Here is a 20,878-nt window from a genome sequence, read left to right on the forward strand (position 1 = left end):
GCCACTATGCCAACCCGCGCTACGCTTTTGACCCTCACCCTGCTGGCCGCCGCCGGCGTTAATGCCCATGACTGGCAGCGCCAGGGCATCGTAGAGGGCAATCTCCCCGCCTCCTGGCAGCAGTTGAAAGCGCAGATGACCTACCCGGACTCGTGGCTCTCTGGCCACTACCGTGATTTTGAGCAATGGCGACAGCAGGCCCGTACGCTGCTTCGGCAGTCTCTGCTAACCCCGGCGTCGACACTCCCCTTCGCGCCGCAAACGCTGATGAGAGAAAATCGAGGCGCGTATACCGCCGAGAAGCTGGCCTTCAACGTAACCGACGATAACAGGATTGCCGCGCTGATGTTGACGCCAAATTCCCCCGGCCCTCACCCGGCAATTGTTCTGCTGCACGACCATGGCTCAAAGTTTGATATCGGTAAGGAGAAGCTAATCCGTCCGTGGAACGACGCCGCACGGCTGGCCAGCGCTGAGGCGTGGGCGGATAAATTTTTCAGCGGTCGGTTTATCGGCGATGAACTGGCGCAGCGCGGCTATGTCGTCATCGCCATTGATAGCCCGGGTTGGGGGGACCGAGGGCCGATGGTCTACGAGCAGCAGCAGGCCCTCGCCAGCAACTACTTTAACCTGGGGCGCTCGCTGGCTGGTGAAGTCGCCTATGAAGATCTGCGTACCGTCGATTTCCTCAGCACTTTAAAAACGGTTGATAGTCAACGCATTGGGGTCGTGGGTTTCTCAATGGGCGGTTTTCGCGCCTGGCAGCTGGCCGCCCTGTCTGACAAAGTCGCCGCGACTGCGGTTATATCCTGGTTTGGAACCTGGAACGGCCTGATGCAGCCTGGCAACAACGTTTTGCGCGGCCAGTCGGCGTTTTATATGCTTCACCCTGGCTTATCCGGACGCCTCGATATTCCCGATATCGCCAGCATTGCCGCGCCAAAACCGATGCTTATTTACAGCGGCGGACAAGATAAGCTCTTCCCGGCGGAAGCCGTTAACGAGGCCTTCGCAAAAGTACATAAAGTGTGGGCGTCGCAAAACGCGCAGGATAAGCTGGAAACAAAAACGTGGCCGGAAGTGGGCCACGTTTTTAATCAACAACAGCAGGAAGAAGTTTTCCCCTGGCTTGCCAGGTGGCTCAAACCCTGAGCCTGAGCGCGGTTATTTCGCGTTACGCAAGACCTGCAGGCAGCGCTTAAGCTGATTATCTAAGGGGGCTTCAATGCGCATAATCTCCCCGCTACCCGGATGGGTAAACTTCAGCGCCGCCGCATGCAGAAACAGCCGGTTAAGGCCGGTGCCCGCCAGCTGCTTATCAAATTCACGGTCGCCGTAGCGGTCGTCAAAAGCAATAGGGTGGCCGGCGTATTGCGTATGCACGCGGATTTGATGCGTACGACCGGTCACCGGGCTGCAGCGCACCAGCGTCGCATGGGTATAACGCTCTTCAACTTTAAAGCGCGTCTCCGACGGTTTCCCCTCCTGGTTAACCCGCACAATGCGCTCACCACTCTGCAGAATATTTTTCAGCAGCGGTGCCTGCACCACTTTAGTATGCGACTGCCACTGCCCGCGCACCAGCGCCAGGTAATCCTTCTGCATTCCTTTGTCGCGCAGCTGCTCGTGCAGGGAACGCAGCGCGGAGCGCTTTTTGGCGACCAGCAGCACGCCGGAGGTGTCGCGATCCAGGCGATGCACCAGCTCCAGGAAACGCGCTTCCGGACGCAGCGCGCGCAGACCTTCAATTACGCCAAAGCTCAATCCGCTGCCGCCGTGTACCGCCGTTCCGGAAGGCTTGTTAAGCACCAGGATATGATCGTCTTCATATAAAATCACATCGGCCAGCGCGGCCACTTTTTGCAGGTGTGGAGAGACCGCCTCTTCTTCTTTCTCAGAGACGCGAACCGGCGGGATGCGCACTTCGTCGCCGGCTTCCAGTTTATATTCCGGCTTCACGCGCTTTTTGTTAACCCGCACCTCGCCTTTACGCAAGATGCGATAAATCATGCTCTTCGGTACGCCCTTCAGCTGCGTACGCAAAAAGTTGTCGATACGTTGCCCGGCTTCATCATCAGCAATGGCAACCATTTTTACGCTTGGGATCTCAGTTTTCATGGTGCGCGATTCTAAATAGCCCGACGCATTAGCGCCACTCATTTTTATATGCTTATATTTATCATCATCCGGATTTCACAGTACGCTTCATCATCGTTTTGTTTGTTATTAGAACAATCTGTATACGCGGGTGAAAAAACTGTGAGTAACCGGGTGATAAAAGGTGAAAGTCAACTTGCTATAACGAGCTTAGCAATGGAATAATGATGCAGTATTCCGTGCTGAAACTTGTTAGAACAAGAAATTAGCGGAATGACCAATTTTGTCTGACCGATCATCAACGCAGCAATGGCGTAAGACGTATTGATCTTTCAGACAGTTAGCGGGCTGCGGGTTGCAGTCCTTACCGGTACAGGCTCTATGGATTTCACGTCGCAGGAAGGCGTTCACACTGGGATATCCCGGCGCTCATCTGGATCAAATGATTAAGATGAGCAGGTTAAGCCGCCACGCCTGCTGCATGAAAAACGATGGGTATAAATGGAATCTTCTCTGGTGATACATCCCAGGCAGTTCCCCTGATAAGTGCGCTGTGTTTCCGTTTGAAATACAGGCGACCGACACTCTGCGCCTCTTAAGCGCGCGACAGCCGTGAGGTTGGCGACGTGAAACAGACACGAGGCCATCGGTTTTCCCCGGTAAGGCGTTACTCTGCCCGTAGCTTAGTCGTCAATGTAAGAATAATGAGTAAGTTACGATGAAAAGAATGTTAATCAACGCAACTCAGCAGGAAGAGTTGCGCGTCGCCCTTGTTGATGGGCAGCGCCTGTACGACCTGGATATCGAAAGCCCCGGGCACGAACAGAAAAAAGCGAACATCTACAAAGGCAAAATCACTCGTATTGAACCTAGCCTCGAAGCCGCATTTGTTGATTATGGTGCCGAGCGTCATGGTTTCCTCCCTCTCAAAGAAATTGCCCGCGAATACTTCCCTGCCAACTACAATTCTCACGGTCGTCCAAACATCAAGGACGTGCTGCGTGAAGGCCAGGAAGTGATTGTCCAGATCGATAAAGAAGAGCGTGGCAATAAAGGCGCCGCGCTGACCACCTTTATCAGCCTGGCGGGTAGCTATCTGGTGCTGATGCCGAATAACCCACGCGCTGGCGGTATTTCACGCCGCATCGAGGGTGACGATCGCACCGAACTCAAAGAAGCGCTGGCCAGCCTTGAGCTGCCGGACGGCATGGGACTTATCGTCCGCACCGCTGGCGTCGGCAAATCCGCCGAAGCGCTGCAGTGGGACTTAAGCTTCCGCCTGAAGCACTGGGAAGCCATCCAGAAAGCCGCAGACAGCCGCCCTGCTCCGTTCCTGATCCATCAGGAAAGCAACGTCATCGTGCGCGCTTTCCGCGACTATCTGCGTCAGGATATCGGCGAAATCCTTATCGACAACCCGAAGGTGCTTGAGCTGGCTCGCCAGCACATTGCGGCGCTGGGTCGTCCGGATTTCAGCAGCAAAATCAAACTGTACACCGGGGAAATCCCGCTGTTCAGCCACTATCAAATCGAATCGCAGATTGAGTCCGCTTTCCAGCGTGAAGTGCGTCTGCCTTCCGGCGGTTCTATCGTTATCGACAGCACCGAAGCGCTGACCGCTATCGATATCAACTCCGCACGCGCCACCCGCGGCGGCGACATCGAAGAAACGGCGTTTAATACCAACCTTGAAGCAGCCGATGAAATCGCTCGTCAGCTGCGTCTGCGCGACCTTGGCGGCCTGATCGTTATCGACTTCATCGATATGACCCCGGTTCGCCACCAGCGTGCGGTAGAAAACCGCCTGCGCGAAGCCGTCCGTCAGGACAGAGCGCGCATCCAGATCAGCCATATTTCCCGCTTTGGACTGCTGGAGATGTCGCGTCAGCGCCTGAGCCCGTCGCTCGGGGAGTCCAGCCATCACGTCTGCCCGCGCTGTAGCGGAACGGGTACCGTGCGCGATAACGAATCGCTGTCGCTTTCTATTCTGCGTTTGATCGAAGAAGAAGCGCTGAAAGAGAACACCAAAGAAGTTCACGCTATCGTACCGGTGCCGATTGCCTCTTACCTGCTGAACGAAAAACGTGCCGCGGTAAGCGCGATTGAAACCCGTCAGGCCGATGTGCGCGTTATTATCGTGCCAAACGACCAGATGGAAACGCCGCACTACTCTGTTCTGCGCGTGCGTAAGGGCGAAGAGACCTCCACGCTGAGCTATCTGCTGCCGAAACTGCACGAAGAAGAGATGGCCATGCCTTCTGATGAAGAGCCGGCCGAGCGTAAACTCCCGGAACAACCGGCGCTGGCTGCTTTTGTCATGCCTGACGCGCCTCCGGCTCCGGCCCAGGAAGAGCCGGCCAGAGCCGCGGCTACCGTTGCGCCTGCCGCATCCGCACCGAAAGCGGCAGCGCCGGCGCAGCCTGGCCTGGTTGCCCGCTTCTTCAGCGCGCTGAAAAATATGTTCTCCAGCGAGGAAGAGACTAAACCGGCAGAAGTTCAGGTTGAGAAAAAAGCGGAAGAGAAATCCGAGCGTCAGCAGGATCGTCGTAAACCGCGCTCCAACAACCGCCGCGATCGCAATGACCGCCGCGACAACCGGGATAATCGCGATAGCCGCGAGAACCGCGATAGTCGTGCCGAGAACAGCGAAGGCCGCGAGTCTCGTGAAGAAAACCGCCGCAACCGTCGTGAGAAGCAGCAGCAGAACGCTGAGCCGCGCGAAATCCGCCAGACAACGGTCGAAGATAGCGAAAAAGGCAAAGCGCGCGACGAGCAGCAGCCGCGCCGCGAACGTAATCGCCGTCGTAACGATGATAAACGTCAGGTTCAGCAGGAAGCCAAAGCGCAAACCCGCGAAGAGCCGGTTGTTCAGGAGAGCGAGCAGGAAGAGCGCGTGCAGACGATGCCGCGTCGTAAACCTCGCCAGCTGGCGCAGAAGGTGCGTATTGAATCCGCCGCCGCTGAACAGGTTGTCGAGCCGGTAGCCGCGCCTCAGGTCGCCGAAGCGCCGGTCGTCCAGCCGGAAGCCGCAGCGCCGCGCACTGAACTGGCGAAAGTCGACCTGCCGGCGGTTGTTGAAACCGCTGCGGAACATGATGAGAACGGTGAAGCCCGCGAATCCAACGGTATGCCGCGTCGTTCACGTCGTTCCCCTCGTCACCTGCGCGTCAGCGGCCAGCGCCGTCGTCGCTACCGTGATGAGCGTTACCCGACGCAATCCCCGATGCCGCTGACCGTAGCCTGCGCATCGCCGGAAATGGCGTCTGGTAAAGTGTGGATCCGCTACCCGGTCGTTCGCCCTCAGGACCAGCAGCAGGAAGACGTGCAGGTTCAGGAGTTCTCAACCACTGCGGCTGAGCCCGTCGTCGCACCAGTGGCTGCCGCTGAGCCGGCTGTCTCTGACGTCATTGCCCCGGCTGTCGCCGCAGAAAGCGCAGTCGAGCCAGTGGCTACTACCGAGCCTGTGGCGGTGATTAACGAACCTGAAGTTCCGGTCGTAGAAACCACGCATCCGGAGGCTATCGCCGCCCCGGTTGATGAACAGCCGCAGCTGATTGCCGAAGCCGATGAAGCCGTGGCCGAAGAAGTTGTCGCAGAAGCCGTTGACGTCGTTGCGCAAGAGGCTGTCGAACCGGAAGCTGCGGTCGCTGAACCTGTTGCGGTTGAAGAGACTGCGGTGGTTGTTGAGGAAGCGCCTGTTGTTTCCGAACCGGTGGTTGAACCTGCACCAGCGGCGGAGCCGGTCGTTGCGACTCAACCTGTTGTCACGGCTGCGCCGGTCGTTAAGGTCGCCAATCGTCACGCCACGGCGCCGATGACCCGCGCCCCAGCGCCAGACTACGTACCTGAAGCGCCTCGTCAAAGCGAGTGGGTTCGCCCGAACTTTGATTTTGACGGTAAAGGTTCTGCTGGCGGTCATAGCGCCACGCACAAAGCCGCTGCCGGACCTACCCGTCCGCAGCCCGTAGAGTAACGTCACCTCGAAAAGACCGGCCCCCGCGGCCGGTCTTTTTTTATTCCCCTTCCGGACGCTGCATCCCCGCAATCTGCGGCATGACCTCACGCATCAGATCGAGAAACTTACGCAACCGCGTCGGATAGTAGCGCGCCCAGGGATACACCAGGTGTACCGGCAGCGGTGAGGCTCGCCACTGCGGGAACAGCTCCACCAGCCGCCCGGCGGCAATATCGTCCGCTACCGCCCAGCTCGACACAATCGCCGCGCCCAGCCCCGCCAGCGCGGTATTACGCGCCACATGCACGCTATCGGTACTCAGACACGGCGCGATGGCAAAGGTAATAAGCTGCTCATCCACCTGCGACTGCAGCCTCACCTCATGCTGATAGAACGTGCTGATAGCTATCCACGGCAGCAACGACATCTCCTGCGGCGCGCTTAACGGCGGCAAGTTTGCCAGCAGCGATGGGGATGCCACCACGCTGCGGGGAACCTCGGCCAGCAGTACCGATACCGTAGCCGGATCCACCTCAGCCCCCACGCGAATCGCGCAGTCGATACCATCGCTCAGAAAATCGACCGTCTTATCGTTCAGCATCCATTCAACCGCCAGCTGGGGATAGCGCTGCAAAAAATCCACCAGCGGTCCCAGCAGCTGTTGCTGACCAAACGCATGCGGGGCCCGCACCCTTAAAATCCCCACCGGCCGGTCATCGGTGATCCGCAGGTCGTCCTCCAGCGCCAGCCAGGCATCGACGACCTGGCGGGCATGCTGATAACAGCGCTCACCGTCATCGGTCAGCTTCATCGCGTGAGTCGTGCGCAGAATCAGCTTTGCGCCAAGCAGCCCCTCCAGAGACTGAAGCCGTCGACTTACCGTCGCCTGGGTCGTATTCATCTGTACCGCGGCGGCGGAGAGAGACCCGGCCTCCACGATACGAATGAACGTACGCATCAGTTCGATACGATCTATACGCTCTTGCTTCTTCATTTATATTTTGCCTATACGTTTAGCGTATAACCGTTTTACCACCGGGCTATCTACCGCGCCAGCCGGATTACGGGAAAAATAGCGCCATCGCTTCTAAGAGGAATCCACCATGACACCAACTCCACTCACCTCCCGCGCCGCCGGGTGGGTCATTTTCATCCTTGCGCTGGGCGCAGGCTTCAGCGTCGCCTCAATCTATTACGCGCAACCGCTGCTGCCGCTGATGGGGGCTAACCTCCATTTGAGCGTTGAGGGTATGGGTCTGGTTCCGACCCTGACCCAGGCCGGCTACGCGCTGGGCATACTTTTCCTTCTCCCGCTTGGCGACCGCCACGACCGCAGAAAGCTGATCCTGATGAAAAGCGCCGCGCTGGCCGTCCTGTTGCTGCTCTGCAGCCTTACCGGTCAGCTAAGCTCTCTGCTGATTGTCAGCCTGCTTATCGGTATGGCCGCGACCATGGCACAGGATATCGTACCGGCAGCCGCGATTCTGGCTCCCGCGGGCAAGCAGGGGAAAATGGTGGGTACGGTGATGACCGGCCTGCTGCTGGGGATCCTGCTGTCGCGAACCGTTAGTGGTCTGGTGGGGGCGCTATTCGGCTGGCGGGTAATGTATCAGGCGGCTGCGGTCAGCATCGCGATGATTGGTGTGGTGATGTGGCGCGTGCTGCCGCGCTTCGAAATTCACTCAACCCTCAGCTACCCGCAGCTGATGAAATCGATGGCGCATCTGTGGAAACGCTATCCGGCACTCCGTCGCGCCGCATTCGCCCAGGGATTCCTCTCTATCGCCTTTAGCGCCTTCTGGTCTACGCTTGCGGTCATGCTGTTGGCGCACTATCAGATGGGCAGCGCGGTAGCCGGTGGCTTCGGTATTGCAGGGGCTGCCGGGGCGCTTGCCGCCCCGCTGGCAGGCGGCCTGGCCGACAAGTTCGGCGCAGAAAAAGTCACGCAAATGGGCGCGGCGCTGGTGACGGTTTCGTTTGCCCTGATGTTTTTGCTGCCTGCGCTACCGCCGCATGGTCAGCTAATCCTGATTGCCATCTCGGCCGTCGGTTTTGACCTGGGGCTGCAATCCAGCCTCGTAGCGCACCAGAACCTGGTGTATGGCCTGGAGCCGCAGGCGCGCGGACGCCTCAACGCGCTGCTGTTCACCGGCGTGTTTATTGGGATGTCGCTGGGTTCAGTACTGGGAAGCAAACTGTATGTGCTCGCAGGCTGGAGCGGCGTGGTGACCCTCGCCGTCGTAACCGGTGCGATTGCCCTTGGGATCCGCCTGCTGGAAAGCGCCAGGGTCGTATCGGCGCAGCGAACCGCCAGATAAAGAGCGAACCGTCAGGTAAAAAAAGCCGCTGTGCAATTCCTGCAGAGCGGCTTTTCTTTCATCAGAACAACTCAAACCGTGCGGCGAGCAAACTCTTTCACGCGAAAGCCCAGCAGCAGCAGCGTCGCGAAATAGGCGACAACGCCGGCCACCACGACCACCATCAAGCGCAGCAGGCGGAACGGCATCGTCCCCTGCGACCACTCCGGCATCAGGTACATCACACCCAGCAGCGCCGCTGACATAATAATCACCGCGATGACCAGGCGCAGCAGGAACAGGAACCAGCCCGGCTGAGGCGTAAAAATTTTCTGTTTCCGCAGCTGCCAGTAGAGCAGCGCGGCGTTCAGGCAGGCCGCCAGACCAATCGACAACGACAGACCAGCGTGCTTCAGGGGGCCAATAAAGGCGAGGTTCATCACCTGCGTCATGATCAGCGTGACGATGGCAATTTTCACCGGCGTTTTAATGTCCTGCCGCGAATAGAATCCGGGAGCCAGCACCTTCACGACGATGAGCCCCATAAGCCCGACAGAATATGCCACCAGCGCGCGCTGGGTCATCGCGGCATCAAAAGCGGTAAATTTCCCGTACTGGAATAACGCGACCGTCAGCGGCTTGGCCAGGATCCCTAACGCCACCGCGCTCGGTAGCGCGAGCAGGAAGCACAGGCGTAATCCCCAGTCCATCAAACGGCAATATTCATCGTGATTGCCGCTGGCGAAGCTTTTAGACAGCGAAGGCAGCAAAATGGTCCCCAGCGCCACGCCCAGTACGCCGGACGGAAACTCCATCAGACGATCGGCGTAGTACATCCACGATACGGAGCCGGAAACGAGGAATGAGGCAAAAATCGTGTTAATGATCAGCGAGATTTGGCTGACGGAGACGCCGAGGATCGCCGGGCCCATCTGTTTCACCACCCGCACCGCGCCAGCATCTTTAAGGTTGACCCGCGGCAGCACCAGCATGCCGATTTTTTTCAGATGCGGCAGTTGCCAGGCGAGCTGCAAAATACCGCCAACCGTTACCGCCCACGCCATTGCCAGCATCGGCGGATTAAAATAGGGCGCGGCAAACAGCGCAAAACCAATCATGCTGACGTTCAGGAAGGTCGGGGCAAAAGCAGGCACCGAAAAGCGGTTCCAGGTATTCAGGATGGCGCCCACGAGTGAAGCCAGGGAGATCAACAGAATATAGGGAAAAGTGATGCGCAAGAGCTGCGTGGTCAGGGCGAACTTTTCGGGCGTATTGGCAAATCCCGGCGCGGTGATAGTAATCACCCACGGTGCCGCCAGCATACCGGCGACGGTGACCAGCGCCAGAACCAGCGTCAGCAGCCCCGAAACATAGGCGACGAAAACCCGGGTCGCATCTTCACCCTGCTTGCTTTTATACTCCGCCAGAATCGGCACAAAAGCCTGTGAGAAAGCGCCTTCAGCAAAAATACGCCGTAAAAGGTTCGGGAGTTTAAAAGCAACGAAGAAGGCGTCGGTGGCCATCCCCGCGCCAAAAATACGCGCCACAATCGCATCGCGCGCAAAGCCCAGCACGCGCGAGAACATGGTCATCGAACTGACGGCCGCCAGTGATTTTAAAAGATTCATTAACGTGTTATTCCACAACCCTGGAGTAAAACGCCCGCAAATGCGGGCGCTGGAAAGTGGCGATAGTCTACCGGGTTCATAATGAATTACTACTGTCAGTTGTTACAACGGATTATTCGCTCATCGCTTCGCGCCAGAGTTTCTCTATAACGCGCTGAGCAAGCAGCGCCTGCTCGCCGGACGTTTCAGGAACCGTCTGATTTTGCACGCATTCGATAAAATGCCGCGCGCAGCCGGTAAATCCACGCTGCTCAAGGGTGGTCTGCCAGCCAGGGATCGGGCGCTGGATCACGCCGCGCCCCCGCTCCTCCTGCCACTCCCGCATATCCCGGACTTCATATAATCCGCCGTCGGTTACCGCCTGTACCCACTCCCGCTGGCTTCCGGCGCGGCGGTGCATACTGGTGGTTATCTGCATCATTCCGCAACTGAAATGGTGTTCGGCATACAGCATCTCCCCTTGAGCGGTGGTGTGCAGCGCACCGCCGCTTAAACGCGCTTTATCGCCCGCCAGCCATAGCGCGGTATCGACGACGTGCAGATAGTCATCCAACAGCGTGAAGCGCAGATCGTGGCCCACGCTGTCGCTACGGTGCTTATCCATCCGCAGCGACGCAGCGCTCCCGAGCTGGGCCTTCAGCTCGCGATAGAGGGGGGCAAAACGGCGGTTAAACCCGACCATTAGCGTGAGATGACGGCGAGCGGCCAGCTCAACCAGCGCCTCCGCATCGCTGAGTTTATCCGCCAGCGGTTTATCAACGCAGACATGCACTCCGGCATTGAGCAGGCGGGAAACCACTTCATAATGTGAAGCCGTTGAAGTATGCACGAATACGGCATCACACTGCGCCGCCAGCTGTTCCAGAGAATCCGCATAGGGAATACGCCAGGTTTCACAGATACGCAGCGCTTTCTCTTTCCCGGGCGACCATGCCGCCTGCAGCGTCCAGTCATCTGCGGCCCCCAGCACCGGTAACCACGCCTTTTGCGCGATACCGCCCAGGCCAACCACTCCTATACGTAGTTTCGCCGACATGCTTAATCTCCCAGGTGAGCCAGCAGTGAATCGAGACGCGCTTTTAGCTCGGCAACTTCCGCCTCCAGCGCCTCAACGCGCATCTGAAGATCGTCGCCGGGCGGCGACACGGCCTCCACGACGGTAATCAGTGAATCCATATCATCGCAGAACAGATGCATATAGCGGCTTTCACGCTTGCCAGGCTCCCGCGGCAGACGCGCAACATAGGGGCCATCTTCTCGCGAAGCCAGGTTTTCGAGGACGCTTTCAACCTCGGCCATATCGCTGAATTCATGCATTCGCTGCGCGCGACCGCGGAGTTCGCCAGGCGTCTGCGCCCCGCGCAGCAGCAGTGTGGTCACGATAGCGACTTCCGCCGGCGTGAATTTCAGATCGCCGAATTCAGAGTTGCAGAAGCGTTGTTCATACTTGGTCACCCGATTGCCGAAACCGCTGACCGTACGCAAATAATGGCGTTTGACTAGCGTATCGAGCAGATCCTGAACTTCACTTTCGTTGAGCGACATTACCGGTTCACGGTTTGTTTTCTGGTTACAGGCGGTGACCACCGCGTTGACCGACAGGGGGTACTGCTCCGGCGTGGTGACCTGCTTTTCCAGCAGGCAGCCAATGACCCGCGCCTCATGCGCGGTTAACTGATATTTCATGATGTCTCCTTAGCGACCCGGGGTCCAGTCCGGTGTCGTCAACGCCGTCAGTACGTGATCGCGCCACTGCCCATCAATGAGCAGGTAATCTTTGGCGTAACCCTCTTTTTCAAAGCCCAGACGCGCCAGCAAATCGCCGCTGCGCTGATTATGCGGCATATAGTTTGCCATTATGCGATGGATATGTTGCGTGCGCTGCATATAGCGAATGGCCGACGTCAGCGCTTCATACATCAGCCCCTGCCCTTGCCATTTCTCCCCGATGGAGTAGCCGAGATAGCAGGCATGAAACGATCCGCGCACCACGTTCGAAAAATTCGCCACGCCGATGATCTCTTTTTCTTCCGGGTCAAGCAGAGCAAAATAGAACGCCGAGCCCTGCTTATGAAACTCAGAAATCATCGATAAACGCGCCTGCCAGCCGGAAGGATAACAGTGGCTGTCATCGCGCACCGGTTCCCAGGGTTTTAAGAACCCTTTATTTTCCGCGTAATAATCGGCCAGACGCCAGGCGTCACGATCGTGCACCAGCCGAACCACCAGCCGGTCCGTCGTCAAACGCACCTTCGGTACGTTACTGCGATAGCCAAACATTCCCCTCTCCTGTTCCCCTGACGCAATACTTGCTGACTTTACTATACCTGTCCTGCACGGCGGTGTGAAAACAGCAACATACCATTTTCTGCACCATCTCTGCTTTTCGATGAATAGCCTCTATCGTTCTTGCATTTTGATAAAAAAATATTGTCGCGAGCGCGCTGGGAAAATAGCCATTAACCCCGCAAAATGTCAGAGCTTATTCTTATTTTTCCCTGGAGGGGAAATGTCCCGCGTATCGCAGGCAAGGAGCCTGGGTAAATATTTCCTGTTAGTCGATAACATGCTTGTCGTACTCGGCTTTTTCGTTGTGTTTCCGCTTATCTCCATTCGCTTTGTCGACCAGATGGGATGGGCTGCGCTGATGGTCGGGATTGCGCTCGGCCTGCGTCAGCTGGTGCAGCAAGGCTTAGGAATATTTGGCGGCGCCATTGCCGACCGTTTTGGCGCCAAACCGATGATCGTTACCGGTATGCTGATGCGCGCGGCCGGCTTCGCGGCGATGGCCGTTGCCCATGAACCCTGGGTGCTGTGGCTCTCCTGTATTCTTTCTGGCCTCGGCGGCACGCTATTCGATCCCCCGCGGGCGGCGCTGGTGGTCAAGCTGGTACGCCCGCACCAGCGCGGACGTTTCTTCTCTATCCTGATGATGCAGGACAGCGCAGGAGCGGTGATCGGCGCGCTGCTGGGCAGCTGGCTGCTGCAATATGATTTTCGCCTGGTGTGCAGCGCCGGAGCGGCGCTGTTTATCGCCTGTGCGGCATTCAACGCCTGGTATCTTCCCGCCTGGAAGCTGTCGACGGTCAAAACGCCGGTTCGTGAAGGACTGGGGCGCGTGTTGCGCGACAAACGCTTTGTCACCTATGTGCTGACGCTGACCGGGTATTATATGCTGGCGGTGCAGGTGATGCTGATGCTGCCGATTATGGTTAATGATATTGCGGGTTCTCCGGCGGCGGTCAAATGGATGTACGCCATTGAAGCCACCATTTCGCTAACGCTGCTGTATCCGATTGCCCGCTGGAGCGAAAAGCGTTTTCGCCTGGAGCAGCGCCTGATGGCCGGCCTGCTGATCATGACGCTCGCGATGATGCCAATTGGCCTGAGCAGCAATTTGCAGCAGCTGTTTACGCTGATGTGCGTATTTTATATGGGGTCAATCATCGCTGAACCCGCGCGTGAGACGCTGGGGGCGTCGCTGGCGGATGCGAGAGCGCGCGGCAGCTATATGGGCTTTAGCCGGTTAGGCCTGGCCTTCGGCGGCGCTTTCGGCTACGCAGGCGGCGGCTGGCTGTTCGATGCCGGGAAGGCCGTCGGGCAGCCTGAGCTGCCGTGGCTGATGCTGGGCATTATCGGCCTCGCGACGTTTATTGCGCTGTGGTGGCAGTTCAGCCCAAAACGTTCGGCCTCCGGAATGCTGGAGCCGCGAACCTGATTTGCCGGGCCTTCCTTTCTCCTCCATACTGAATTGAGGATGTTCAGCAACAATGGAGGAGAAACGTGAAGTTATATATCTACGATCACTGCCCGTTCTGCCTTAAAGCCCGCATGATTTTCGGCCTGAAAAATATCCCCGTCGAACTGATTGTGCTCCTGAACGATGATGAATTAACCCCCACCCGAATGATCGGCCAGAAAATGGCGCCAATCCTGCAAAAAGACGATAGCCGCTATATGCCGGAAAGCATGGATATCGTGCACTATGTCGATAAGCTGGACGGCAAACCGCTGCTTACCGGCCCGCGTAATCCGGCGGTGGAAACCTGGCTGCGGAAGGTCAACGGCTACGCGAACCGCCTGCTGATCCCCCGCTTTGCCAAATCCGCGTTTGATGAATTCGCCACGCCAGAGGCGCGCGCCTATTTTGTGAAAAAGAAAGAGGCGGCTATCGGCAGCTTTGCTGACCATCTCGCCCATTCCCCCGGTCTGGTGAAGAACATCAGCGACGATCTGCGGGCGCTGGATAAACTGATTGTCCAGCCGAACGCCGTCAACGGAGAACTCTCTGAAGATGATATTCAGCTCTTTCCTCTGCTGAGGAATCTGACGCTGGTTGCCGGCGTGAACTGGCCGAGTCGGGTGGCCGCCTATCGTGACAACATGGCCAAACAGACGCAGATCAACCTGCTTTCTTCAATGGCTATTTAACCTCAAGGCAGCGGATGGTTTGGCCCTTCGCTGCCGAACGCCTCTTTTTCAGTCTTTTCCGCTAGCACCTCCTGCGCTGGCGGGCCATGCTGCTTTGTGTCAGGATGAACCCATGGCATGACATTAAGGAATCCAATGAAAAAGATGTTTATCGCGGCCGCGCTTATCGTTAGCGGCCTGCTTAGCGCCTGTAATCAGCTCACGCAATATTCCGTGAGCGAGCAGGAAATCAATCAGGCGCTGCAGAAACGTAACCACTTCGCTAAGGATATTGGCCTGCCAGGCGTAGCGGATGCCCATATTGAACTGCAAAATCTTACCAGCGCTATTGGCCGTGAAGAACCAAACAAAGTCACGTTAAGCGGCGTGGCCAATTTAGATCTGAATTCACTTTTCGGGAACCAGAAAGCGACCATCGATCTGAAGCTCAAAGCGCTGCCGGCTTTCAATAAAGAAAAGGGGGCCATTTTCCTGCAGGAGATGGAAGTCGTCGATGCTAAAGTTCAGCCGGAAAAGCTCCAGTCTGTCGTACAGACGCTGATCCCTTACCTGAATCAGTCCCTGCGTAGCTACTTCAATCAGCAGCCTGCCTACGTCCTGCGCGAGGATGCCAGCACCGGTGAAGCGCTGGCGAAAAAGTATGCTAAAGGGATTGAAGTGAAGCCCGGCGAGATTATTATCCCGTTCACCAACTGATGGCTCGGGCGCTGAAGCGCCCGATTTTTTACGGAAGTTGATGCAAAGGAAAACGTTTACGCTTATCCTTAGTGCCCGGCAAAAACAGCCCTGATGACTGAACCTATTAGCCGGAGCCTTCCATGACAGCACAATCCCAGGTATTGAAAATCCGCCGCCCTGATGACTGGCATATCCATCTGCGCGATGACGATATGTTAAAAACCGTCGTGCCTTATACCAGTGAATTTTATGGCCGGGCAATCGTGATGCCAAACCTGGTACCGCCTGTCACTACCGTCGAAGCCGCCCTCGCCTATCGCCAGCGTATCGTTGATGCGATCCCTGCGGGCCATGATTTTACGCCGCTGATGACCTGCTATCTGACGGATACGCTCGACCCGGCTGAGCTGGAGCGCGGATTTAACGAAGGCGTATTCACTGCCGCCAAGCTCTATCCGGCCAACGCCACCACCAACTCCAGCCACGGCGTCACCAGTACGGATGCCATTATGCCGGTGCTGGAACGCATGGAAAAGCTGGGGATGCCTCTGCTGGTTCACGGTGAGGTCACCCATGCTGATATCGATATTTTTGACCGGGAAGCGCGCTTTATTGAAACGGTCATGGAGCCGCTGCGTCAGCGCCTGCCCGGCCTGAAGGTGGTCTTCGAACACATCACGACCAAAGATGCCGCTGAATACGTACGCGACGGTAACGAGCTGCTGGCGGCCACCATCACCCCGCAGCACCTGATGTTCAACCGTAACCATATGCTGGTTGGCGGCGTGCGTCCCCACCTTTATTGCCTGCCGATCCTGAAACGCAATATTCACCAGCAGGCGCTGCGCGAACTGGTTGCCAGCGGTTTTGACCGCGCTTTCCTCGGCACGGATTCCGCTCCCCATGCCCGCCATCGTAAGGAAGCCAGCTGCGGATGCGCAGGCTGTTTTAACGCGCCGACCGCGCTGGGCAGCTACGCCACGGTATTTGAGGAGATGAACGCCCTGCAACACTTTGAAGCCTTCTGTTCGCTTAACGGCCCCCGCTTCTATGGCCTGCCGGTCAATGAGGGCTACGTGGAGCTGGTGCGCGAAGAGAGCCAGGTGGTCGAGAGTATCGCCCTGCCAGGCGACGCGCTGGTGCCGTTCCTTGCCGGGGAAACCGTGCGCTGGACGATGAAAAAATAAATAGCCTGCCCCCTGTTGTAAATCTTCAGATAGTACTGTATAAACAAACAGTACATTATCCAGGGGGCAATTATGCGTATTGAAGTCTCTATCGCCAAATCAACAGCCTTACCCAACGGCGCCTTAGATGCGCTGAACAATGAACTCTCGCGTCGTATCGAACAGCAGTTTCCCTCTACCTCAAGTCAGGTAACGGTTCGGTACGCGGCTAATAACAATCTGTCGGTTATCGGCGGCCTGAAAGAAGACAAAGACCGGATTAGCGAAATCCTGCAAGAAACCTGGGAAAGCGCTGACGACTGGTTTGTCCGCGACTAGTCAATTAAATTTGCTCCCTCATTGTGCAATTTTTTGCCGGGTCGCCCCGGCTTTTTTATTTTTTTCATAGTCAGACTCTCCCCTATTGCTTTTCCTTAGCACCTTCATAAATAACAATTAACCCTCCCTGATTTGCCTAAAAAATCAGCAAATGGGCGCGTATGTATCTCTATTTCATTTAATTTCTCGAGTTTATTCTTGACTACTGATATAATTAACTTGCTTCAAAAAACACGCATTAAACCTCGAGAACTGTTGTCTTTTAACATATGAATAAGGGGTTATGATGGAAAAGAATAATGAAGTCATCCAGACCCATCCCCTCGTCGGATGGGACATCAGCACCGTTGATAGTTACGATGCGCTGATGTTGCGCCTGCACTACCAAAACCCCGCTCAAGAAAGCAGTAGAGACGCAGAGATTGGCCAGACGCTATGGCTAACGACGGACGTCGCACGTCAGTTTATTTCGATTCTGGAAGCAGGTATTGCGAAGATTGAATCTGGCGAATACCAGGAAAATGAGTATCGAAGGCATTAAAATTTAGCGCTAATGTCAGAATATTCACTTAACAGGCACCCTCGGGTGCCTGAATTATTTTCGGGCTTGTATAACAGCAGGTTGTTAATTACCCTGCTAATAAAGCAATAACCTGGAACTCACCATGCAATACGATCTTATCATTATCGGTAGCGGCTCGGTCGGCGCTGCCGCAGGCTATTATGCGCGGCAGGCAGGGCTCAACGTACTGATGATTGATGCCCATCAGCCGCCGCATCAGGAAGGCAGCCATCACGGCAGTACCCGCCTCATTCGTCACGCCTATGGCGAAGGCGAAAGATATGTCCCCCTGGTACTGCGCGCGCAACAGCTATGGGATGAGTTTGCCGCCGCCAGCGGTGAAGCCGTCTTTGAACGTACAGGAGTGATTAACCTCGGGCCTGCCGGCTCCGACTTTCTGCGCAATGTTGCCAGCAGCGCGCGCGAGTTCCAGCTCAATATCGAAGAAATGGATGCGCAGACGGTGATGACTCGCTGGCCGGAAATTCGTATTCCTGATGATTATCGGGCGATATTTGAACCCGCATCCGGCATACTGCGCAGCGAACTGGCCGTTGAAAGCTGGATCCGTCTGGCACGCGAAGCGGGCGCCGCACAGCTCTTCAATTGCCCGGTGTCGGCCATTCACCACGCGCCGAACGGCGTAACCGTCGATACGCTTGATGGTGAGTACAGCGGCAAAAAACTGCTGGTTAGCGCCGGTACCTGGGTTACCCGGCTGATGCCAGAACTCCCTGTCCAGCCGGTACGTAAAATTTTCGCCTGGTTTCAGGCGGATGGCCGCTACAGCAGCAAAAATAATTTCCCGGCGTTTACCGGTGAGTTAGCGAATGGCGATCAGTTTTACGGTTTCCCGGCAGAAGATAACGAATTGAAAATCGGCAAGCATAACGGCGGGCAGCCTATTTCCACGCCGGAAGAGCGTAAGCCGTTTGGTGCCGTTGCAACGGACGGCTCTGAAGCTTTTAGCTTCTTGCGTAATGTGTTGCCCGGTATCGGCGGCTGCCTGCATGGCGCATCCTGTACCTATGACAACACCGCCGACGAGGACTTTATCATTGATACGCTGCCCGGCCAGCCGGATACGCTATTGATTACCGGCCTGAGCGGACACGGCTTTAAGTTCGCACCGGTACTCGGTGAACTGGCCACACGGTTCGCGCTTGAAGAACCCTTTGGGTTTGATCTATCCCCGTTTTCACTGGCGCGGTTTAAGAAATAATCGCCCGCCGTACAACCTGACAACCACGCTAAAGAAACGGCCTCGCTTGAGGCCGTGAATGATGAGAGAGATGATGCGTCGCCTGTTCGAATTACTGGTTAACAACATCCGCGAACATTTTATGATTTATCTGGCGCTATGGCTTCTGCTGGCGTTTATCGATCTTATCTGGCTATGGTTTTTCTGAAGGCTCAGGATCCGGGATCCCCAGCTTCGTATTCAACCGACCGCGAGATTTATTAAAGATCTTATTGCCATTCTCGCGGCCGGCGCGCAGTTTTCGCTGCTCCTCTTCCGGCAGCTTATGCTCTTCCATGCAGGCTTCGCTACAGCAGCCGGCGAATTTCTCCGCGCAGGCAGGACACTGAATAAACAGCAGGTGGCAACCATCGTTCAGGCAGTTGGTATGGCTGTCGCAGGGAGCGCCGCACTGATGGCAATGGGCGATAACATCATCTGAGATACGCTCTCCCATCCGCTCATCGAATACAAAGTTCTTACCGACAAAGCGAACCGGCAGCCCCTGTTCGCGCGCGCGTCGCGCGTATTCGATAATCCCGCCCTCAATATGCGAGACCTTAGTGAACCCATTGTGCTTCATCCACGCGCTGGCTTTTTCGCAGCGGATACCGCCGGTGCAGTACATCACGATATTTTTATCTTTATGTTCCTGCATCATCTCAACGGCCTTCGGCAGCTGGTCGCGAAACGTATCCGCCGGGATCTCCAGCGCGTTCTCGAAATGGCCGACCTCATATTCGTAATGGTTACGCATATCAATAAAGACCGCATCCGGGTCGTCCAGCATCGCGTTGACTTCCGCAGCCTTTAAATAATCGCCCACGTCCGATGCATCAAACGTCGGATCGTCAATCCCATCCGCGACGATCCGATCGCGTACCTTGAGACGCAGAACCCAGAAGGATTTACCGTCATCATCGAGGGCGATATTCAGGCGCAGGCCATTCAGGGCGGGATCAAAAGCGTATAAGAATTCGCGCAGCGCATCGACCCGGCTTTGCGGAACGCTAATTTGCGCGTTAATACCTTCGTGAGCCAGATAAATTCGGCCAAAAACGTTCAGCTTAGTCAACGCAATCCACAGCGCATCGCGCGTGGCTTTTGGGTCGATAATAGTGAAATATTTATAAAACGAGATCGTCGTGCGCGGCTCGGTCTCAGCCAACATTTGCGCCTTTAACGTCTCATTTGAAATGCGGTTATGTAACACTGGCATGGTGTACCTGCTCGGCATAGTCAATGAGTAAAATAAACGGCGGGCATCATATAGCAAACACGCTTAATTTACATCCCCACATTTTGCGCTACATTTTTCTCACCCATATTTGCTTGCGTTAACATTAAATGCCATCTGCGGCCGGTATTTTGGCTGAGGCATAAAAAAATGCGATAATAGAACACGTTGCTTAATTAAACAGGTATGAGATGACCCATTTACCTAAATTTTCCGCAGCGTTGCTGCACCCGCGTTACTGGTTGCTTTGGCTCGGGATCGGCCTGCTCTGGTTGGTTGTTCAGCTGCCTTATCCGCTGATTTATCGCCTCGGAACCGGTCTTGGCCGCCTCGCCATGCGGCTAATGAAGCGCCGGGCCAAAATAGCCAACCGGAATCTGGAGCTCTGTTTTCCCGATAAGAGCGAACAAGAGCGTCACCGCATGGTCGTGGCAAACTTTGAATCCGTTGGCATGGGGTTAATGGAAACCGGCATGGCCTGGTTCTGGCCGACGAAGCGTATTGCGCGCTGGACTGACTCCATCGGCGTCGAGCATATCCGTGATGTTCAGGCGCAAAAGCGCGGCATTTTGCTGATTGGCATTCATTTCCTCACGCTGGAGATGGGCGCGCGCATGTTCGGTATCAACGAGCCGGGCATTGGCGTTTATCGTCCAAACGATAACCCGGTTATCGACTGGCTGCAGACATGGGGACGCCTGCGCTCCAACAAAGACATGATCGATCGTAAGGATCTGAAAGGCATGATCCGCGCGCTGAAAAAGGGTGAAGTGATCTGGTATGCGCCGGATCACGACTATGGCCCGGCCGCCAGCGTATTTGTGCCGTTTTTCGCCGTTGACCAGGCCGCGACCACTTCGGGCACCTGGATGCTGGCAAAGATGTCTAAAGCCTGCGTTGTGCCGTTCGTGCCGCGCCGTAAACCGGACGGTAAAGGCTATGAGCTGATTATCCTGCCGCCGGAGTGCGATCCGCCGCTGGACGATGCGGAGACTACCGCCGTCTGGATGAACAAAGTGGTAGAGAAGTGCATATTGATGGCGCCGGAACAGTATATGTGGATGCATCGCCGCTTTAAAACGCGTCCTGAAGGCATTCCTTCTCGTTACTAGCGCCTCCCGGCGCGCGCTCGCGCAATGGCTCCGCATCTGAATCCGGATGCGGAGTAAGCCCCACCGTTCAGAGCCCTCCTTTAGCTTTAAAAGCTCTCCTCCATTGCGGCAACCATTTCTCAGGCGCATAATTAGC

At 56.3% G+C, this 20,878-nt stretch carries 19 protein-coding genes; 12 read left to right on the top strand and 7 right to left on the bottom strand.

Going from position 1 to position 20,878, the window contains the following annotated elements:
• The first annotated feature begins 6 nt into the window (after positions 1-6).
• Positions 7-1,152 carry a dienelactone hydrolase family protein gene (locus CDA56_RS21475; protein ID WP_048261578.1) on the top strand — a complete coding sequence of 382 codons (1,146 nt, stop codon included), beginning with the start codon at positions 7-9 and terminating at the stop codon, positions 1,150-1,152.
• A 12-nt stretch (positions 1,153-1,164) separates the two neighbouring features.
• Here CDA56_RS21475 and rluC read toward each other — a convergent pair whose 3' ends face one another.
• Complete coding sequence (gene rluC, locus CDA56_RS21480; RefSeq protein ID WP_014228836.1) at positions 1,165-2,118, bottom strand: 23S rRNA pseudouridine(955/2504/2580) synthase RluC; 954 nt, start codon at positions 2,116-2,118, stop codon at positions 1,165-1,167.
• Positions 2,119-2,815: 697 nt separating this feature from the next.
• Between rluC and rne the strand changes: the two genes are divergently transcribed.
• On the top strand, positions 2,816-6,070 hold the full coding sequence (gene rne, locus CDA56_RS21490; protein WP_049103761.1) for a ribonuclease E: 3,255 nt from the start codon (positions 2,816-2,818) through the stop codon (positions 6,068-6,070).
• Between the two features lie 40 nt (positions 6,071-6,110).
• Here rne and CDA56_RS21495 read toward each other — a convergent pair whose 3' ends face one another.
• Positions 6,111-7,046: a LysR family transcriptional regulator gene (locus tag CDA56_RS21495; protein WP_004849886.1), complete on the bottom strand. Its 936-nt coding sequence runs from the start codon at positions 7,044-7,046 to the stop codon at positions 6,111-6,113.
• A 109-nt stretch (positions 7,047-7,155) separates the two neighbouring features.
• On the opposite strand from CDA56_RS21495, the gene CDA56_RS21500 reads away from it, so the two are divergent.
• Positions 7,156-8,370 carry an MFS transporter gene (locus CDA56_RS21500; RefSeq protein ID WP_014228834.1) on the top strand — a complete coding sequence of 405 codons (1,215 nt, stop codon included), beginning with the start codon at positions 7,156-7,158 and terminating at the stop codon, positions 8,368-8,370.
• 71 nt (positions 8,371-8,441) lie between these two features.
• On the opposite strand, the gene murJ is transcribed toward CDA56_RS21500, so the two are convergent.
• From murJ to rimJ, 4 genes are all read right to left on the bottom strand, one after another.
• On the bottom strand, positions 8,442-9,977 hold the full coding sequence (gene murJ, locus CDA56_RS21505; RefSeq protein WP_004849883.1) for a murein biosynthesis integral membrane protein MurJ: 1,536 nt from the start codon (positions 9,975-9,977) through the stop codon (positions 8,442-8,444).
• Positions 9,978-10,089: 112 nt separating this feature from the next.
• Complete coding sequence (locus CDA56_RS21510; RefSeq protein WP_025106906.1) at positions 10,090-11,013, bottom strand: Gfo/Idh/MocA family protein; 924 nt, start codon at positions 11,011-11,013, stop codon at positions 10,090-10,092.
• A gap of 2 nt (positions 11,014-11,015) precedes the next feature.
• Positions 11,016-11,663 (bottom strand): YceH family protein, encoded by a 648-nt coding sequence (locus CDA56_RS21515; protein WP_104011423.1) that lies wholly within the window; start codon positions 11,661-11,663, stop codon positions 11,016-11,018.
• Between the two features lie 9 nt (positions 11,664-11,672).
• On the bottom strand, positions 11,673-12,257 hold the full coding sequence (gene rimJ, locus CDA56_RS21520; RefSeq protein WP_004131378.1) for a ribosomal protein S5-alanine N-acetyltransferase: 585 nt from the start codon (positions 12,255-12,257) through the stop codon (positions 11,673-11,675).
• Between the two features lie 229 nt (positions 12,258-12,486).
• Between rimJ and mdtH the strand changes: the two genes are divergently transcribed.
• The 8 genes from mdtH (at position 12,487) to CDA56_RS21560 (ending at position 18,562) form a co-directional block, all read left to right on the top strand.
• Positions 12,487-13,695 carry a multidrug efflux MFS transporter MdtH gene (gene mdtH, locus CDA56_RS21525; protein WP_104011424.1) on the top strand — a complete coding sequence of 403 codons (1,209 nt, stop codon included), beginning with the start codon at positions 12,487-12,489 and terminating at the stop codon, positions 13,693-13,695.
• A 65-nt stretch (positions 13,696-13,760) separates the two neighbouring features.
• Complete coding sequence (grxB, locus tag CDA56_RS21530; RefSeq protein WP_004849875.1) at positions 13,761-14,408, top strand: glutaredoxin 2; 648 nt, start codon at positions 13,761-13,763, stop codon at positions 14,406-14,408.
• 135 nt (positions 14,409-14,543) lie between these two features.
• Complete coding sequence (locus CDA56_RS21535; protein WP_004849873.1) at positions 14,544-15,104, top strand: lipoprotein; 561 nt, start codon at positions 14,544-14,546, stop codon at positions 15,102-15,104.
• 122 nt (positions 15,105-15,226) lie between these two features.
• Positions 15,227-16,273 (top strand): dihydroorotase, encoded by a 1,047-nt coding sequence (gene pyrC / locus CDA56_RS21540; protein WP_014838079.1) that lies wholly within the window; start codon positions 15,227-15,229, stop codon positions 16,271-16,273.
• A 72-nt stretch (positions 16,274-16,345) separates the two neighbouring features.
• A complete protein-coding gene (dinI, locus tag CDA56_RS21545) occupies positions 16,346-16,591 on the top strand; it encodes a DNA damage-inducible protein I (RefSeq protein WP_004101040.1) in 246 nt (81 codons plus the stop codon).
• A gap of 286 nt (positions 16,592-16,877) precedes the next feature.
• On the top strand, positions 16,878-17,132 hold the full coding sequence (gene bssS, locus CDA56_RS21550; RefSeq protein ID WP_004101039.1) for a biofilm formation regulator BssS: 255 nt from the start codon (positions 16,878-16,880) through the stop codon (positions 17,130-17,132).
• Positions 17,133-17,256: 124 nt separating this feature from the next.
• Positions 17,257-18,375, top strand: a complete 1,119-nt coding sequence (gene solA / locus CDA56_RS21555; protein ID WP_049082415.1) for an N-methyl-L-tryptophan oxidase — start codon at positions 17,257-17,259, stop codon at positions 18,373-18,375.
• A 73-nt stretch (positions 18,376-18,448) separates the two neighbouring features.
• A complete protein-coding gene (locus tag CDA56_RS21560) occupies positions 18,449-18,562 on the top strand; it encodes a YceO family protein (protein WP_065366212.1) in 114 nt (37 codons plus the stop codon).
• Here CDA56_RS21560 and trhO read toward each other — a convergent pair.
• Positions 18,548-19,612: an oxygen-dependent tRNA uridine(34) hydroxylase TrhO gene (gene trhO, locus CDA56_RS21565; RefSeq protein ID WP_004849866.1), complete on the bottom strand. Its 1,065-nt coding sequence runs from the start codon at positions 19,610-19,612 to the stop codon at positions 18,548-18,550. The two genes, CDA56_RS21560 and trhO, sit on opposite strands and share 15 nt — an antisense overlap.
• A gap of 209 nt (positions 19,613-19,821) precedes the next feature.
• Here trhO and CDA56_RS21570 point away from each other — a divergent pair, with 209 nt between their 5' ends.
• A complete protein-coding gene (locus CDA56_RS21570; RefSeq protein WP_047724098.1) occupies positions 19,822-20,742 on the top strand; it encodes a Kdo(2)-lipid IV(A) acyltransferase in 921 nt (306 codons plus the stop codon).
• Positions 20,743-20,878 lie beyond the last annotated feature (136 nt).

It is taken from the genome of Klebsiella michiganensis (assembly GCF_002925905.1).
Taxonomy (GTDB): Bacteria; Pseudomonadota; Gammaproteobacteria; order Enterobacterales; family Enterobacteriaceae; genus Klebsiella; species Klebsiella michiganensis.

Bases quoted from the DNA above. Each gene is read 5' to 3' on its own strand.
- CDA56_RS21500 (WP_014228834.1), top strand. From the start codon at position 7,156: ATGACACCAACTCCACTCACCTCCCGCGCCGCCGGGTGGGTCATTTTC.
- rimJ (WP_004131378.1), bottom strand. From the start codon at position 12,257: ATGTTTGGCTATCGCAGTAACGTACCGAAGGTGCGTTTGACGACGGAC.
- rne (WP_049103761.1), top strand. From the start codon at position 2,816: ATGAAAAGAATGTTAATCAACGCAACTCAGCAGGAAGAGTTGCGCGTC.
- CDA56_RS21495 (WP_004849886.1), bottom strand. From the start codon at position 7,046: ATGAAGAAGCAAGAGCGTATAGATCGTATCGAACTGATGCGTACGTTC.
- CDA56_RS21535 (WP_004849873.1), top strand. From the start codon at position 14,544: ATGAAAAAGATGTTTATCGCGGCCGCGCTTATCGTTAGCGGCCTGCTT.
- CDA56_RS21510 (WP_025106906.1), bottom strand. From the start codon at position 11,013: ATGTCGGCGAAACTACGTATAGGAGTGGTTGGCCTGGGCGGTATCGCG.
- pyrC (WP_014838079.1), top strand. From the start codon at position 15,227: ATGACAGCACAATCCCAGGTATTGAAAATCCGCCGCCCTGATGACTGG.
- murJ (WP_004849883.1), bottom strand. From the start codon at position 9,977: ATGAATCTTTTAAAATCACTGGCGGCCGTCAGTTCGATGACCATGTTC.
- CDA56_RS21570 (WP_047724098.1), top strand. From the start codon at position 19,822: ATGACCCATTTACCTAAATTTTCCGCAGCGTTGCTGCACCCGCGTTAC.
- rluC (WP_014228836.1), bottom strand. From the start codon at position 2,118: ATGAAAACTGAGATCCCAAGCGTAAAAATGGTTGCCATTGCTGATGAT.
- CDA56_RS21475 (WP_048261578.1), top strand. From the start codon at position 7: ATGCCAACCCGCGCTACGCTTTTGACCCTCACCCTGCTGGCCGCCGCC.
- CDA56_RS21560 (WP_065366212.1), top strand. From the start codon at position 18,449: ATGCGTCGCCTGTTCGAATTACTGGTTAACAACATCCGCGAACATTTT.
- trhO (WP_004849866.1), bottom strand. From the start codon at position 19,612: ATGCCAGTGTTACATAACCGCATTTCAAATGAGACGTTAAAGGCGCAA.
- dinI (WP_004101040.1), top strand. From the start codon at position 16,346: ATGCGTATTGAAGTCTCTATCGCCAAATCAACAGCCTTACCCAACGGC.
- solA (WP_049082415.1), top strand. From the start codon at position 17,257: ATGCAATACGATCTTATCATTATCGGTAGCGGCTCGGTCGGCGCTGCC.
- mdtH (WP_104011424.1), top strand. From the start codon at position 12,487: ATGTCCCGCGTATCGCAGGCAAGGAGCCTGGGTAAATATTTCCTGTTA.
- bssS (WP_004101039.1), top strand. From the start codon at position 16,878: ATGGAAAAGAATAATGAAGTCATCCAGACCCATCCCCTCGTCGGATGG.
- CDA56_RS21515 (WP_104011423.1), bottom strand. From the start codon at position 11,663: ATGAAATATCAGTTAACCGCGCATGAGGCGCGGGTCATTGGCTGCCTG.